This window comes from Alteromonas stellipolaris (genome assembly GCF_001562115.1).
Lineage (GTDB): Bacteria > Pseudomonadota > Gammaproteobacteria > Enterobacterales > Alteromonadaceae > Alteromonas > Alteromonas stellipolaris.
In genome coordinates this window covers 977,574-992,645 of the sequence record NZ_CP013926.1, presented here as the reverse complement: position 1 = coordinate 992,645, position 15,072 = coordinate 977,574, and the positions used below count along the sequence as shown (strand labels likewise).

10 protein-coding genes are annotated in these 15,072 nt (G+C 44.1%); 3 read left to right on the top strand and 7 right to left on the bottom strand.

Features of this window, described 5'->3' with window-relative positions; genetic code table 11:
* Positions 1–15 precede the first annotated feature (15 nt).
* From pstB to AVL57_RS04080, 3 genes are read right to left on the bottom strand one after another with little or no spacing between them, the layout of a single operon-like run.
* Positions 16–822: a phosphate ABC transporter ATP-binding protein PstB gene (gene pstB, locus AVL57_RS04090; protein ID WP_057793688.1), complete on the bottom strand. Its 807-nt coding sequence runs from the start codon at positions 820–822 to the stop codon at positions 16–18.
* An 8-nt stretch (positions 823–830) separates the two neighbouring features.
* Positions 831–2,408, bottom strand: coding sequence for a phosphate ABC transporter permease PstA (pstA, locus tag AVL57_RS04085; RefSeq protein ID WP_061093574.1), 1,578 nt, complete (start codon positions 2,406–2,408; stop codon positions 831–833).
* Positions 2,401–4,584, bottom strand: coding sequence for an ABC transporter permease subunit (locus AVL57_RS04080; RefSeq protein ID WP_057793689.1), 2,184 nt, complete (start codon positions 4,582–4,584; stop codon positions 2,401–2,403). The genes pstA and AVL57_RS04080 overlap by 8 nt, the downstream gene beginning before the upstream one ends.
* A 250-nt stretch (positions 4,585–4,834) precedes the next feature.
* On the opposite strand from AVL57_RS04080, the gene AVL57_RS04075 reads away from it, so the two are divergent.
* From AVL57_RS04075 to ppx, 3 genes are all read left to right on the top strand, one after another.
* The gene (locus AVL57_RS04075) at positions 4,835–5,341 is read left to right on the top strand and encodes a glycine cleavage system transcriptional repressor (protein WP_057793691.1); all 507 of its coding nucleotides are present in this window, start codon (positions 4,835–4,837) and stop codon (positions 5,339–5,341) included.
* 127 nt (positions 5,342–5,468) lie between these two features.
* A complete protein-coding gene (ppk1, locus tag AVL57_RS04070) occupies positions 5,469–7,550 on the top strand; it encodes a polyphosphate kinase 1 (protein WP_057793693.1) in 2,082 nt (693 codons plus the stop codon).
* Positions 7,551–7,573: 23 nt separating this feature from the next.
* On the top strand, positions 7,574–9,103 hold the full coding sequence (gene ppx, locus AVL57_RS04065) for an exopolyphosphatase (RefSeq protein ID WP_057796332.1): 1,530 nt from the start codon (positions 7,574–7,576) through the stop codon (positions 9,101–9,103).
* A gap of 113 nt (positions 9,104–9,216) precedes the next feature.
* On the opposite strand, the gene AVL57_RS04060 is transcribed toward ppx, so the two are convergent.
* The 4 genes from AVL57_RS04060 to epd form a co-directional block, all read right to left on the bottom strand.
* Entirely contained in the window at positions 9,217–11,337 is a 2,121-nt protein-coding gene (locus AVL57_RS04060) for an alpha/beta hydrolase family protein (protein ID WP_082604964.1), read from the bottom strand.
* Positions 11,338–11,774: 437 nt separating this feature from the next.
* Positions 11,775–12,674: a fructose bisphosphate aldolase gene (locus tag AVL57_RS04050; RefSeq protein WP_057793695.1), complete on the bottom strand. Its 900-nt coding sequence runs from the start codon at positions 12,672–12,674 to the stop codon at positions 11,775–11,777.
* Between the two features lie 122 nt (positions 12,675–12,796).
* On the bottom strand, positions 12,797–13,972 hold the full coding sequence (locus tag AVL57_RS04045) for a phosphoglycerate kinase (RefSeq protein WP_057793697.1): 1,176 nt from the start codon (positions 13,970–13,972) through the stop codon (positions 12,797–12,799).
* Between the two features lie 77 nt (positions 13,973–14,049).
* Complete coding sequence (gene epd / locus AVL57_RS04040; protein WP_057793699.1) at positions 14,050–15,060, bottom strand: erythrose-4-phosphate dehydrogenase; 1,011 nt, start codon at positions 15,058–15,060, stop codon at positions 14,050–14,052.
* Between the last annotated feature and the right edge of the window lie 12 nt (positions 15,061–15,072).

The window sequence follows — 15,072 nt, the reverse complement described above, 5'->3', positions numbered from 1 at the left end:
TGCTGTTTTAGCTAGTTAGCCATAGCGGCCAGTAATATAATCTTCAGTCTGTTTCTTCTCTGGCATGGTAAATAGCGAATCGCTGTCTGCATATTCAACCAATCGCCCCTGATGGAAGAACGCCGTGTAATCTGAAACCCTTGAGGCTTGCTGCATATTGTGGGTAACAATCACGATGGTACAACGCTTCTTAAGCTCAGCCATTAATTCTTCAATAAACAAGGTCGTTAATGGGTCAAGCGCCGAGGTAGGCTCATCTAGTAACAAAATATCGGGTTTAAGGGCTAGTGCTCTGGCAATAACTAAGCGCTGCTGCTGACCGCCAGATAACGCGTTAGCCGATTCAAACAATCTGTCTTTAACTTCATCCCATAATGCAGCTTCTTTTAACGCACTTTCTACCGCATCGTCTAAGTGGCGTCGGGTTTTAATACCTTGCAAGCGAAGCCCGTAACAAACATTATCGTAAATGCTCATGGGAAAAGGGTTAGGCCGCTGAAATACCATACCTACTTGAGTGCGTAGCCGCGATACGTTCACCTTTTTACTATTGATATTGCGACCACCAATAATAATTTCGCCTTCGTATTTGCAGCCATCGTACAAATCGTTAAGTCTGTTAAAGCAGTTTACTAGGGTAGATTTACCGCACCCACTTTGGCCAATTAATGCGGTGATCTTATTTTTTGGAATACGCATTGAAATGTCGTTAAGCACATGCTTATTTCCAAACCATAAATTGAGGTTACGCACATCGATAGCCGTGGTGTCATCTGTGATGTCAGCCACGTTGAGCGTATTGCGTTCAAACAACTTCAGCATGTAAAAGGTTACCCTTGTAAATAGCGCTTTCTTAACCGCGTTCTTAGTATAACTGCAAGCACATTCAATACAAATACCACGATTAATAGCAGCAAGCAGGCGGCAAACATCATTGAAGAGTTCTTCGCATCAGTATGACTATGAAAAGCGCCATCATAAATGAGTACGCCCAAATGCATGAATTGCCGTTCTAGATGCAGATACGGGAACTCACCGTCTATAGGTAGCGTTGGGGCAAATTTCACCGCCCCAACTAACATTAAAGGTGCGACTTCACCAGCCGCCCTAGCAATCGCTAATATAACGCCTGTCATTATTCCAGGTGACGCTATGGGCAGAATGGTTTTAGCGATAGTTTCAACCTTGGTGGCACCAAGGGCATAACTCCCCCGTTTTAACCCCTCGGGGACTCGTCGCAAGCCTTCTTCGGTGGCAACAATAACGACCGGCAAGGTTAAAATAGCCATGGTCAAACTCGCCCAGAACACACCCGGGGTTCCCATGGTGGGTGCGGGCAATTTATCTGCAAAGAAAAGTGCATCTATATTGCCGCCCAAGGTATAAACAAAAAAGCCTAAACCAAAAACCCCATAAACAATGGAAGGTACGCCTGCCATATTGCTAACGCTTATTCTTATGGCGGTGGTAAACGGCGTATCAGGAGCGTATTCACTTAAATAAATCGCTGCCAGCACGCCAAACGGCGTCACTATAATGGTCATTAAAAATACCATTAGCACAGTGCCAAATAGCGCGGGATACACCCCACCAGACGTATTCGCCTGTTTGGGCGAATCAGTCAGGAAGGTCGCGATACGACTCAATGCCACCTGCCACTTTTCAAAATAGTTAAGCTGGCTTACATAATCGACGCTTTTAATTTCAGACACTCGAATAGCGTACGCTTGCGCATTGGCAAAAGTAACACTGAGTTCATATTCGTCTCGCTCTTCCTCAAGGTGAATAACTTCGTGCTGCCAGCGTTCGAACTGCGTCTCTAAGCGCTTTCTTGCCGGCGCATTTTGATCCACACCTTTGCTATCTAGTGATGCCAACGACTCATGAATGGGCGATAGTCGTTCGCTTCTGATTTTCTCAATTTGCGCACTTAGTGCGGATACTCTGTCTTGAATATCTGAAAATAGCGATAAGTCTTCCCGTCGGCTGTCCGGTGTGGTTAAAAACTCAGGCTGCCCCAATACGAAACGCCCGTCTTTAACTTTTATTTCGGCACTGCCATAAGCAAGTTCTTTGTTAATGATATGCGCGCTGGCCAACTGCATTTGTGAACCATACGGGCTTTGCTCGTCAGCAAAGTGAACTTGATAGATTTGCTCATCTTCGTCAGCCATATAAAGCTGAGCGAACATCCTACTGTCGGACTGAGCGCTTTCATTGGCTGTAGCAACTTTATAGGTCACCTTGTAAATAGGCTCGGGCCAAAAATACGCACCGCCACGAAAGGTGATAAGGAACAACACACTGACCAAAGCAATTAATAGCAAGCTCGTCAAAAACGCCGTTAACGATATAACTAACGACTGGCGATGAACGGCGTTAAAGCCTCCATTGAAAATATTATTCATAATAAGATCTACTGCGTAGGCGTTGACGAGTAAATTCAGCAATCGTATTTACAACAAAAGTAAAAACAAAGAGTATGCCAGCGGTAAAGAAAAGAATTTGATAATGCGCCGATGATACATCGGCTTCGGGTAATTCAATGGCTAAGTTGGCCGTTAATGCACGTAAGCCTTCAATTAAGCCCCAACTTGATATCGGCGTGTTCCCTGTCACCATAAGTACAATCATGGTTTCCCCGAATGCGCGACCAAATCCAAGCATAATCGCCGCCGTAATACCTGGAAAGGCGACATGCAATACCACATGTTTAAGGGTTTGAAGCCGCGTAGCCCCTAGCGCAAACGAAGCATGCTTTAATTCATCGGGCACACCACCTATGGCATCTTCAGCAATAGAGTAAATACTCGGTGAAATAGCGACGCCCAGCGCTAACGCCACAACTATCGTCGTTTTACCTATAGGGCTATCAGACTCAGCGGCTAGCATGTCAAAACCATCTACATTAATTACGCTAAAGAACCACTCTGGCGCCCATACCACACTTATATAACCCAATATAAATACGCCAAGTATCGCAAAGCCTAACTCAGCACCATGTCGAATTTTAGCCGGCAAGCGATCGGCAATGGGGCGTTGAACAAAGGCTACTGCAATCAATACAAATGGAATAACAATAAGAAAAAAAGCAAAAGAGAAGAGAAATTGTTCGGCCATGGGTGATAGCCAAATGGCGGCGATAAAGCCAATAAGCACACTGGGGACAGCTTCTAGCATCTCAATGGCGGGTTTTAGGGCATGACGAAGTCGCTCTTTAGCAAAAAAGGCGGTGTAAATGGCTGCACCGATTGCTACCGGAATGGCAATAAATAACGCCAGTAGTGATGCCTTCATGCTACCTATTATTAATGGCGTAAGGCTAAACTTTGCTTCTTGGAAATCGGTGGCGTTTGTGGTTTGCCACACCGTATCTACATCGGTATATCCTTCATAATGTTGCGGTGCAAATAGCGAGCGCCACGTCGTAATACCGCTTAGGTGGTTTGCCTGCCAAATGAAAATAGCGTCATCATTGTAGCCGTAAAGTCGGTTACCGAACCAAGAAACTGACTGTATAGGTTCAGGTAAATCAATGGTTGTGACCACTTCACCTGATACTCGATTGATAAATAGTAGGCGATGTTTATCAGTAAGCGCTGCCACCACATTAATACTGGCATGCTCTTTTATATCAACCAACCGTTCGCCCACATTTAACGAGAACTGGTAAGTTTCAATGAAGCCAAGCTTGTTAGCATCGCGATGTATTACCCACCGGCTAACGTGGCTAGCGCCATCTTGCAAGAAAAAGGTTCTGTCTTTTTCTAGGCTTAAAATAGAAGTGTCGTGGCTGCTGGGCTTATTAAAAGACGTTAATAGCGAGAGTTCTGATTCGTCCTCAAAAAGACGTGAAAGGAACAAATGTGCTTCTTTTTCTACCAACATCATTTGTGCACCAGGTAACAAATGTACTTTATCGACATTGGCAAAGAACTTATCAATCATTTGCGTGGGATTAAGTTGATTAACCCAGCGAATAAAAGTACCTGATGGTGTATGTAACGCTATTGCCGACCACTTAGACGACAAAGCAAAATGCCAGGACGAAGTTTGTGACCAATATTTGCTCGGTAGTGCAAAAGATATTGTCGAGGATGCTAGGCTTGAAGACTGAGCTATAGGATCTGAATTATTCGCAATCAATACACTGCGATACGCTAACGACCTGACGGGCACCACGCGAACTTGTCCACCAGCGGAAATATCTACAATTGCATTTTCGCCCATTAATGAGGTGGTCGACAATTGATGATCACAAGGGCGAATATAGTCGTGATGCTTAGTGATATTATTATCGCTGTAACCAAATAAGCTAAAGCGGCATTCCTCGCCGCTAATTACCACTAACTGGCCACCAAGCAAATCGCCGGCGTTTTCAACATGGCTGCCTTGGGGTAATGCGAACTGGTGCTCTTTCTCAATGTTAGGCACTAACGCCAAGGGTAAAGCCTGACTGACTAGGTGCGAAATTAAGATAACCAGCGTCAGCAATACCAAACCACCAAAGCCGGTGACGATATACCGCCCCCACCTATCGTTGCGCTGGCGTTTTCTATTGATGCTGTCGCTATAGGAAGTCATTCTTATTTAATAATATTATCAGGTGTAAATTACACTGGTGAGCAGTGTAAGTTTTGTTATGCTAATAGCAAGCGAAAACTTTTAGGTTAATTCGGGTGAATAACGCCTAAAGTAGGCTGCCTCAACCACTGTTGTTATCAAGTTTTATTAGCAATACTAACCAGTAGCGTTTTTTCAGTGTGACTTATGGTATTACCGTAAAACCACAGTAGCAAACGTATTTCTACAGATTCTGAAATAGGAGTTTCTCATGCAATCGCTCATTATCAGTATTATGGGTAAAGACAAACCGGGTTTGGTTGATGCGCTAGCTAAGTGCATTTACAAGCACAAAGGCAATTGGCAAGGTTCAAGCTTTGCGCATATGGCAGGCATGTTTACCGGTTTTGTTGAAGTACATGTTCCCGCTGACGAGAACGAAAAACTGGTCGATGCTCTAAACGCTATTTCCGACTTGTCTGTTCAGTCTGTGGCAGTTAATACCGCGAGCAATACATTAACGAACCAACTAACCGTTGATGTTATGGGCAACGACAAAGCAGGCATAGTGCAAGAGCTAACTTCAGTGCTAAACCAATTTAACCTTAACATCCTCAACTTTTCATCACGTTGCGAAAGCGCGCCTAACTGGGGAAGTTTAATCTTTAAGGCCAATGCGGTTATTGCAGTACCTGAAGATTTTGATGACGATGCACTGCAAGATGCCCTTGAATCGTTGGCGAACGACTTGGTAGTGGATATACAGGCCAAGCAGTAAGGTTTAGAACCACCTCGTTGAGGTAAAGGACTACGAATTAACCCTATTATATCTAAGGGTTGTCACAGTAATGTCACTGACTGATGTCAGTCTTTGGCCATTTTAAGAAGTGAAAAAACGATAAATTATGGATAACCCAGAATTATATTATCCCAAAGAGCTTAGCTGGCTAGCATTTAACGAAAGGGTTTTGCAGGAAGCTGCTGATAAGAACAACCCTGTTGTAGAACGTATTCGGTTCTTAGGTATTTACTCCAACAATCTTGACGAATTTTATCGTGTTCGTGCTGCTGACGTGAAGCGCCAAATTACTATTGCCCAAAATGATGGCAACGAAGAAGAAGCTGAAAAACAAACAGCGTTAATGGCTATTATCCAGCAAAAAGTAGTACAACTTTCCGACAAGTTCGACCATATCCACAAAGACGTATTGAAAGCGCTTGCACGTTACAATATTCACATTTTGCGAAAGCATGAATTAAATGACTATCAAAAGCAGTGGGTGCGCAATTTCTTTGTAAATAAGGTGCTTCGCCATATTGCCCCTATTATTATTGATAAGAAGATGGATTTGTTGAGCCGACTAAATGGCACATCTGTCTATTTGTATGTCGCCCTGCGCCGTAAAGACCGCAATACTCGCTATGCGGTTATTCAGGTGCCTACATCTGACATGTCTCGCTTTATGCTTATTCCGCCGGAAAAAAGCCGAAAGAAAAAACATATTATTATGCTGGATGACATGATTCAGCTTTGCTTAGAAGACATCTTCCGCGGCTTTGTGAAATTCGACGAGGTAGAGTCGTTTTCATTCAAGATGACTCGAGACGCCGAGTACTCTATCAATGACGAGATTGATGAAAGTTATGTTGAGAAAATGTCTGAGAGCATGAAACAGCGCTTAATTGCCGAGCCTGTTCGGGTTATCTATGATAACGACATGCCTGAAGATATGATGCAGGACTTACGCAAGCGTTTACGTATAACTAAACTCGATACCATGCATGCTGCGGGGCACTATCGTAACTTTAAAGATTTCATTGGTTTTCCAAATGTGGGCCGCGAATACTTAGAGCACGCACCACTACCGGCGATTGACAGCAATGCCTTTTCTAAATTCAATACGGTATTCGATGCCATTACCGCCCACGACATTCTGCTGTACTACCCGTATCACCGATTTCTACATGTTACCGAATTTGTACGTCAAGCGGCCTTCGACCCTAGCGTAAAAGTTATCCGCATTAATATTTATCGTGTGGCCAGCAACTCTCGTATTATCAACTCGCTAATTGATGCGGTAGATAACGGTAAGAAAGTTACCGTAGTCGTTGAACTTCGGGCCCGTTTTGATGAAGAGGCCAACATTGAGTGGTCGAAACGTATGACTGATGCGGGTATTCGCGTGGTTCTAGGCGTGCCCACATTAAAGATTCACTCGAAGCTTTGCGTGATCACCCGTGAAGAACGTGGTGCGATGATTAACTATGCGCATTTCGGCACAGGGAACTTCAACGAAAAAACCGCCAAAATCTACACCGATTACAGCTTATTTACGCGAAACCAAGAGTTAGCAAATGAAGCAGTAGCCGTGTTCGATTTAATTCAATACCCTTTCCGCCGGTATAAATTCCAGCATTTGCAGATTTCCCCCTTAAACGCCAGAACCCGTATTCAGTCGCTTATTCGTCAAGAAATTCAACACTTGAAAGAAGGCCGCCCTGCGCAAATCACCTTCAAGATTAATAACCTTGTTGATAATGAATTGATGGATGACTTGTATCGTGCCAGCCAAGCTGGGGTGAAAATTCGCGGCATTGTACGTGGTATGTGTTCGTTAATACCGGGCTTAAGAGGTATTAGCGAAAACATCGAGATTATTTCTATTGTCGATAGGTTCTTAGAGCACCCTAGGGTGATGGTATTTGAAGGCGGCGGCGAGAGGAAAGTGTTTATTTCATCTGCTGACTGGATGACCCGTAACATGGATAATCGCATTGAAGTCGGTTGCCCTATATACGATAAAAACCTGCAACAGCGCATTGTCGATATTATGGACATACAATTCCGTGATACGCTAAAAGCGAGAGTGATTGACAAGGAACAAAGCAACAAGTACGTTGCCCGAGGCAATCGTAAAAAATTACGTTCACAGATAGAGATTTACGACTATCTTGTGAAAGAAGAAGAAAAAGAAGCAGGAAAATAGAACCCTAAATGACTCAGCATGAAATGACTCAGCATGAATCTGTTTTTGATACCGTTGAAAGCCGTGAGGTTAATAAGGTAGCCGCGTTAGATATTGGCTCGAATAGCTTTCACCTTGTGGTAGCGCGTATTGTTGCTGGGTCTGTGCAAATTCTGCATCGAGTTAAGCAAAAAGTGCGATTGGCTGAAGGCTTAGACGACGATAATATTCTGTCGGACGAAGCCATGGAGCGCGGCTTAAAAATGCTCCGTATTGTGGCTGAAAGCCTGCGTGGTTTTGAACCCGACTCGGTGCGTATTGTCGCTACCCACACGCTTCGCAAAGCAAAAAACGCCCACCACTTCATTAATGCTGCAAAAGATATTCTGCCCTACCCCGTAGAAGTTATTTCGGGGGTAGAAGAAGCCCGTTTGATATACTCTGGCGTAGCACATACCAACCATGCTGATGGTCAGCAGCTGGTGGTAGATATTGGCGGTGGCTCTACAGAATTTGTCATTGGCGAAGGGTTTAACCCACTTATTTGTAGAAGCTTACAAATGGGCTGTGTGAGCTACACCAAGCGCTTTTTCCCAGATGGGACTTTAAAGAACAAATCTTTTGAGCTGGCGATTACTGCTGCTGAACAAGAACTGGAATTTATTCAAGATAAGTACCGCAAGCTAGGTTGGGTGCAATGTATTGGTACATCGGGCACGATCCGCTCTTTGTTTACGCTGTGTCAACAAGATAAGCCCAACGATCACGATATACCCGTTACGCTTAAAAGCCTACGTAACCTAATGAAGCAGTTTATTAGTGCAGGCCATATCGACAAGCTTAGCTACCCGGACTTAACCGAAGATAGACGCGTGGTTATTGCTGGCGGCTTGGCTATTTTAATTGCAGTATTTAAAGCCCTAGAAATAGATACCTTAGTTTATTCCCCTGCCGCCTTGCGTGAAGGGGTGATTTACCAGATGGAAGATGAGCTGCATCATGCCGATATACGAGGCAGAACTGCCAGCAGCTTGGCCACTCGCTACGATGTTGATACCGCACAAGCCACGCTTGTGCTTAACACGTCACTTAACCTCTTTAGTCATGCTGAAAAGGCATGGAAACTTAAACATCACGATTTCAAAAGTATGCTGGGTTGGGCGGCGTTGTTGCATGAAGTGGGTATTCAAATTAACTCTCGGGGTGTACAGCGCCACAGTGCCTATATTCTGGCTAACGTTGATATGCCTGGCTTTACGCAAGAACAACAGGAATTATTGGCAACCCTAGTACGCTTTCATAGAAAGAAAGTACGGGCTAACGACCTTCCTAATTTTAATTTGTATGATTTAGCTGCGGTTAAAAAGCTTATCGCCTTGTTGCGCATTGGCGCGTTGCTTAATATTAAACGCCAAGAGGGCTTCTTGCCCAATCTAGAAATTGATGTAGATAAGAGCGGCTTAAGCCTTACTTTTCCTAAAGATTGGTTGGAAGAAAAGCCTATTCTGGCAGCCGACTTGGTTCGAGAAAGTGCCTATTGGAAAGCGTTAGACTTAACGCTTTCTATTAAGTAAACCCCGTTTAAATAATCTTTGTCAAATAAGCCGGTTTGCGAAGAATAAAAAGGGAGCATTAATGCTCCCTTTTTGCGTTTTACGCTTTAGGTTTTACAAAAGCGTGCAATCAATTAATGCTCGTCATTGTGCTCGGCGGAATACTTCTTAAACCATGCCAATATATTCTCTACCTTGCCTATCATTCGGGAAGGTTTCGAAGCGATGCCATGGGGGGAGCCGGGCACTTTCACTAATACCGTATCCACTTTTTGAAGCTTAAGCGCTTGGTAAAACTGCTCGGCTTCAGATGAAGGCGTGCGCTTATCTTCTGTGCCGGTAATTAACATGGTTGGCGTTGTCACATTTCCTACTAACGAAAGCGGCGAACGCTGCCAGTAATGCGCGATATTTTCCCATGGTTTAGCGGGAAACTGGAAAGGAATTTGATATAGCCCTGAGTCAGCAGTAAGTACCTTTGAAAGCCAGTTAATAACCGGCTTAGCAACAACAGCCGCTTTAAAGCGGTTGGTTAACCCTATAGCATAAGCTGATGCTATTCCTCCTGCAGAGCCGCCTGTAATAAAGAGCTTTTCAGGGTCGACTAGCCCTCTATCAATAAGAGCATCAACGCCAGACATATGGTCTGCAAAATCGTACTTAGAACTGTACTTACCTTGCAATAGCAGTGCAAAGCGCTCGCCGTATCCTGTACTACCGCGATGGTTATCATAAAATACAATATAGCCCTCTGCTGCCATACGCTGTAGCTCGGCAGTGAACACCGGCCCGTACGCCAAGTTTGGTCCACCGTGAATCTCTAGAATAAGCGGGTATTTTTTAGTTTCATCGTAATCAGGCGGTAAGATATACCAGCCTTGAATTTCCTCATCATCGATTGATGAGCGATACATAATTTCTTTAACTTCACCAAGCTGCTTATGACCTAGCGCATCTTCGTTCAAAAACGTAAGTTGTTGTTCGCTACGTGTGGTAACAAACACATCTGCGGGGCGATCGGTACGCCCTTTGGTATAAGCCACTACGTTGTCTGCAGCATGATACATACCAAATACATAAGGGCGCCCTAACGTAGTGCCCCCTAAGCCTTTGGCAACAGATTTAACTTTGCCAGATAGCGTAACAACATCAACTTGAGCGAGGCCGCGTACCGATTGCTGAAAGTAGATACTCTTGTTACCTTTCCACTGAAAGTTAGACACCGAATTATCGATATCAGCGGTAAGGTTTTTGTGCTCAGTACCATCTGCATTCATGATGTATAAATAGCGGTTTTTATACATGACTTTATCGTCACTACGACGTGAATACGCCACATACTTTCCATTCGGTGATACTACCGGAGCGGACTCCGTACCTTTAAAGTCGGTAAGCTGCTCAATAACACCTTGCATATTTACCGTAAAGATATCGGATTCCACCGGCTCATATTCCCAGTTATCGCTGCGATTAGCCGCAAAGAATATTTTTTGCGAATCAGGAGAGAAGCTTAAACCTCCCCTATGATGATAGTTACCAGAGGTGAGTTGCCGAGCCGTGCCACCATCAGTTGAAACAATAAATATATGCGTATAAGCAGGTTCTAAAATTCCCTTACCGTCAGCTTGATAACGCGCTTTGGTAATGTACTCAAATTTAGGCGCCCACTTTGCGCCTTTTGGCTTCTTAGGCAAATTAACTTTTAGGGGCTTTTCTTCAACATCCACACTCATGGTAAATGCGATATGTTTACCGTTAGGAGACCAGGTGATATTGCCAAGGGATGACGTAACATTGGTGATTAGCGCCGTTTGCCCCGTATCCATCCAACGCACATAAAGCTGAGGTTTGCCCTCTTCATTAGACAAATAGGCGAGCCGCTTACCATCTGGCGACCACCTTGGAGAATAGTAACTTTTCTTAGATGATAATAATGGGCGATGAGACTTTCCATCCACTGACGCCAGCCAAATGTTCGAGCGTGTGCTGTCTGTCATAATGTCATTAGAACGACGAACGTAGGCGATTTGTTTACCATTGGGCGATACCCGTACATCACTCACGTACTCTAAATCGAATATATCTTCAGATTGAAAAAACATATCATTATCAGTATCTTCCTTCACATCATCAGCGTACGAGAATGATGAAAGGCCTGCACAGATACATAGAAAGAATACGGTTAAACCTGTTGTAACACGAAAATCTCGTCTACCTCGTCTTCGCTGACAACTTACAATTTGAGTTGAAAACATGATACCCCTGATATTTTTATTGGTGTTTCTTTATCCTATACCAATCCGCATAGATAATCGCCCACTCAGAAGGCGCTGGCAAGTTTCCTAGCAAAGCGTGGGAATACAGGAATGGCTGTTCCCTTTCAAATTTCCAGAATGAAGCTAGGAAGCTTGCCAGACCTTCCCGAAGGGCGAGTTTAATGTTACCTTGATGTAGAACCACTATACCTGTGGTAACACGCCGCGATTACGAACATTTTAAGTCTCGCTGAGAGGGTAATTATCTATGCGGACTGGTATTACGGAATAAATCATCTGTTTTAAAAATAAACGGTGAGTAAACCTGGTTGTAAGATGAATTTGGGGTAGTTTTGGTGTGATTTTTAACCAATTAGGGGGGGATGGAGATAGCTAACAAAAAAGGGCGCTCTCAGCGCCCCTTTCAATAATAAAGCTTATGCTTTTGAAGCTTGGTAAATACCTTCAATCGCACCATCTAGTGTAGCTGCAAACTCGTCATCAGACTGTTTGTCAGAAACACCTTCAGTTAGCGCTCTTGAGAAACTTGCGATAATGCCTTGGTTTTCTGAAAGCTTCGCATTGGCTTCTTCACGGTTGTAACCGCCAGACAACGCTACCACTTTAAGTACACGAGGATGATCAACAAGCTCTTTATAGAAGTTAGCTTCATTAGGCAGTGTTAGCTTTAACATCACTTCTTGGCCTTCGCTCAACAAATTAAGCTGAGTAAGAATTTCAAGTTTAAGCAGTGCTTCTGCTTCCGCTTTTTGAGGACTATGAATATCCACTTCAGGCTCAATGATAGGCACTAAACCTGCTGCGATAATTTGCTTACCTACTTCAAACTGCTGCTCTACTACATCTTTGATACCTTGATGATTTGCCAGTTTTACCACTGAACGCATCTTAGTACCAAAAACATCTTGGGCAACGGCTTTAGCCAGTAACGCATCTAGACCAACTATCGGCTTCATCACCTGTACACCGTTGCTCTCTTCAACAAGCCCTTTATCCACTTTCAAGAAAGGAATAACGCGCTTCTTCTGCCACAGATAGTGCGCAGTAGACATGCCTTCAATTTCACGGTCTAGGGTATTTTCAAATAAAATAGCGCCTAAAACCCGCTCGCCACTGAAAGGGGTGCTGGTGATAATACGTGTACGCATTTGGTGAACAAGGTTAAACATTTCTTCGTCAGAACTGTATTCTGACTCTTCAATGCCATATAAACGTAGCGCTTTTGGTGTACTACCGCCGCTTTGATCCAAAGCTGCAATAAAACCAACTTGCGTTTTAAGTTTATCTAGCATGGCCTGCTGTGCTTGTGATGCCATTGCAACACTCCTTTTTTATAATACTGCTCTAAGAACAGGTGTAGGGTTTATCGTTATATGCCGACGTACTTCAATGTATCGCCGGCGAAAATCGGAATCGATTTTTTAGTAGTCTGCTAATTTTATTTGTTTTTTTCTTCTAGCATGGCTACTGCAGGTAATGTTTTGCCTTCTAAAAACTCTAGAAATGCTCCACCACCTGTAGAGATATAAGATATCTTATCAGCGATTTCATATTTATCTACTGCTGCCAGTGTATCACCACCACCTGCAATTGAGAACGCATCGCTATCAGCAATAGCCTCGGCTAAGGCCTTTGTACCTGCACTGAACTGTTCAAATTCAAATACACCTACTGGGCCATTCCATACAATAGTACCCGCATTTTTAATAATGCTTTCAAGGGCTTTTGATGAATCTGGGCCGATATCAAAAATCATATCATCGTCAGCGACATCACTAACGGCTTTAAGAGTTGCTTCTGTATTTTCATCGAAGGCTTTACCCACTACTACATCGGTAGGCACTGGAATATTCCCGCCATTGGCGACTGCATCGCTCATTAACTGCTTCGCTTGCTCAGTTAAGTCCATTTCAACCAAAGACTTACCTACATTATGACCTTGCGCGGCAATAAATGTATTGGCAATACCGCCGCCAACAATAAGTTGGTCAACTTTTTCAGCTAAGGTTTTAAGTACAGTAAGCTTAGTTGATACTTTAGACCCGCCTACAATGGCTACCATTGGACGTTTAGGATTATCTAATGCTTTGCCTAGTGCATCTAGCTCTGCCGCAAGAAGTGGGCCTGCACACGCTTTAGTGGCAAATTTTGCCACACCGTGGGTAGAAGCTTGTGCGCGGTGCGCGGTGCCAAATGCGTCCATTACGAAGATATCGCAAAGGGCGGCATATTGCTTTGATAGGGTTTCGTCGTCGCTTTTCTCGCCTTCATTAAAGCGCACGTTTTCTAGAACAACCAAAGAACCTGGTGCTACATCAACACCGTCCAAATAGTCTTTTTCTAGGGTAACCGGTACGTCCAACACGTCGTTCAAATAATTCACAACAGGCTGAAGTGAGAATTCTTCCGCTGGCTCGCCTTCTGTAGGGCGGCCTAAATGCGACATTACCATTACCGCAGCACCAGCATCTAGTGCGGCTTTAATAGTAGGGATCGAAGCTTTAATACGCGCATCAGAGGTCACTACGCCATCTTTTACTGGCACGTTTAAGTCTTGTCTAATTAATACGCGCTGACCGTTTAAGGCCAAATCACTCATACTTGGAATTGCCATTGTCTTTCCCTTGTTAATCGAATAACTGTGAAAGCTGCCAAGGCTGGCGCTACCAACCTTGGCAGCAAAATTCTTAATTAGCTTGCGTCATACATTGCTTGCGCGGTGTCGAGCATTCTGTTTGCGAAACCCCATTCGTTGTCACACCACACCAGCGTTTTTACCAGTTGTTTGTGACTTACTCGGGTTTGGGTACCATCCACTATACAAGAGTGGGGATCGTGATTGAAATCAACAGAAACCAACGGCTCTTCAGTGTAATCTAAAATACCCTGCAATCGCCCTGCTTTCACTCGCTTCAATGCATGATTAACGTCAGCAATGGTTACTTGCGTACTTAAGGTTACACTTAAATCCATTGCAGTAACATTAATGGTTGGCACCCGTACCGCAATAGCTTCAAATTTACCTGCAAATTTAGGCAAAATACGTTCTATTCCCGCGGCTAACCGTGTGTCTACTGGAATAATAGACTGACTGGCTGCGCGAGTACGGCGTAAATCTGGGTGGTAAGCATCGATAACTTGCTGATCGTGCATAGAAGCGTGAATAGTCGTAATCGTACCGCTTTCAACCCCAAAGGCTGCGTCTAGCGCCTGAATAACCGGCACAATGCAGTTGGTTGTGCACGACCCATTAGACACCAACTTATGCTCCGCTTTTAGCGTGTCGTCGTTGGTACCAAAAATCACGGTATTGTCTAAATCGGGGGAACCCGGAGAAGAGAAGAGCACTTTACCTGCCCCCGCATTAATATGCGATTGACCTGATGCCCTATCATCAAACTTACCTGTACATTCCAGTACAATATCCACCCCAATTTCTCGCCAAGGCAGTAAGTTGATATCAGGCTGTGCTAACAAGCGAATAGCATCGCCTGCCACGTTAAGTGTTTCGTTTTCTAATGTCACATCAAAACCGAACCGCCCATGGGCGGTATCGTATTTCAATAAGTGAGCTATACCTTCTGGCTTAGCCACATCATTAATCGCAACCACGTTGAAGTGGCTATTGCGCCCGCTTTCATAAAGCGCGCGCAATACGTTACGACCAATACGACCAAACCCGTTTATGGCAATGTTTACCATAGACTGCGGTGA

Bases quoted from the DNA above. Each gene is read 5' to 3' on its own strand.
- pstB (WP_057793688.1), bottom strand. From the start codon at position 822: ATGCTGAAGTTGTTTGAACGCAATACGCTCAACGTGGCTGACATCACA.
- pstA (WP_061093574.1), bottom strand. From the start codon at position 2,408: ATGAATAATATTTTCAATGGAGGCTTTAACGCCGTTCATCGCCAGTCG.
- AVL57_RS04080 (WP_057793689.1), bottom strand. From the start codon at position 4,584: ATGACTTCCTATAGCGACAGCATCAATAGAAAACGCCAGCGCAACGAT.
- AVL57_RS04075 (WP_057793691.1), top strand. From the start codon at position 4,835: ATGCAATCGCTCATTATCAGTATTATGGGTAAAGACAAACCGGGTTTG.
- ppk1 (WP_057793693.1), top strand. From the start codon at position 5,469: ATGGATAACCCAGAATTATATTATCCCAAAGAGCTTAGCTGGCTAGCA.
- ppx (WP_057796332.1), top strand. From the start codon at position 7,574: ATGACTCAGCATGAATCTGTTTTTGATACCGTTGAAAGCCGTGAGGTT.
- AVL57_RS04060 (WP_082604964.1), bottom strand. From the start codon at position 11,337: ATGTTTTCAACTCAAATTGTAAGTTGTCAGCGAAGACGAGGTAGACGA.
- AVL57_RS04050 (WP_057793695.1), bottom strand. From the start codon at position 12,674: ATGGCATCACAAGCACAGCAGGCCATGCTAGATAAACTTAAAACGCAA.
- AVL57_RS04045 (WP_057793697.1), bottom strand. From the start codon at position 13,972: ATGGCAATTCCAAGTATGAGTGATTTGGCCTTAAACGGTCAGCGCGTA.
- epd (WP_057793699.1), bottom strand. From the start codon at position 15,060: ATGGTAAACATTGCCATAAACGGGTTTGGTCGTATTGGTCGTAACGTA.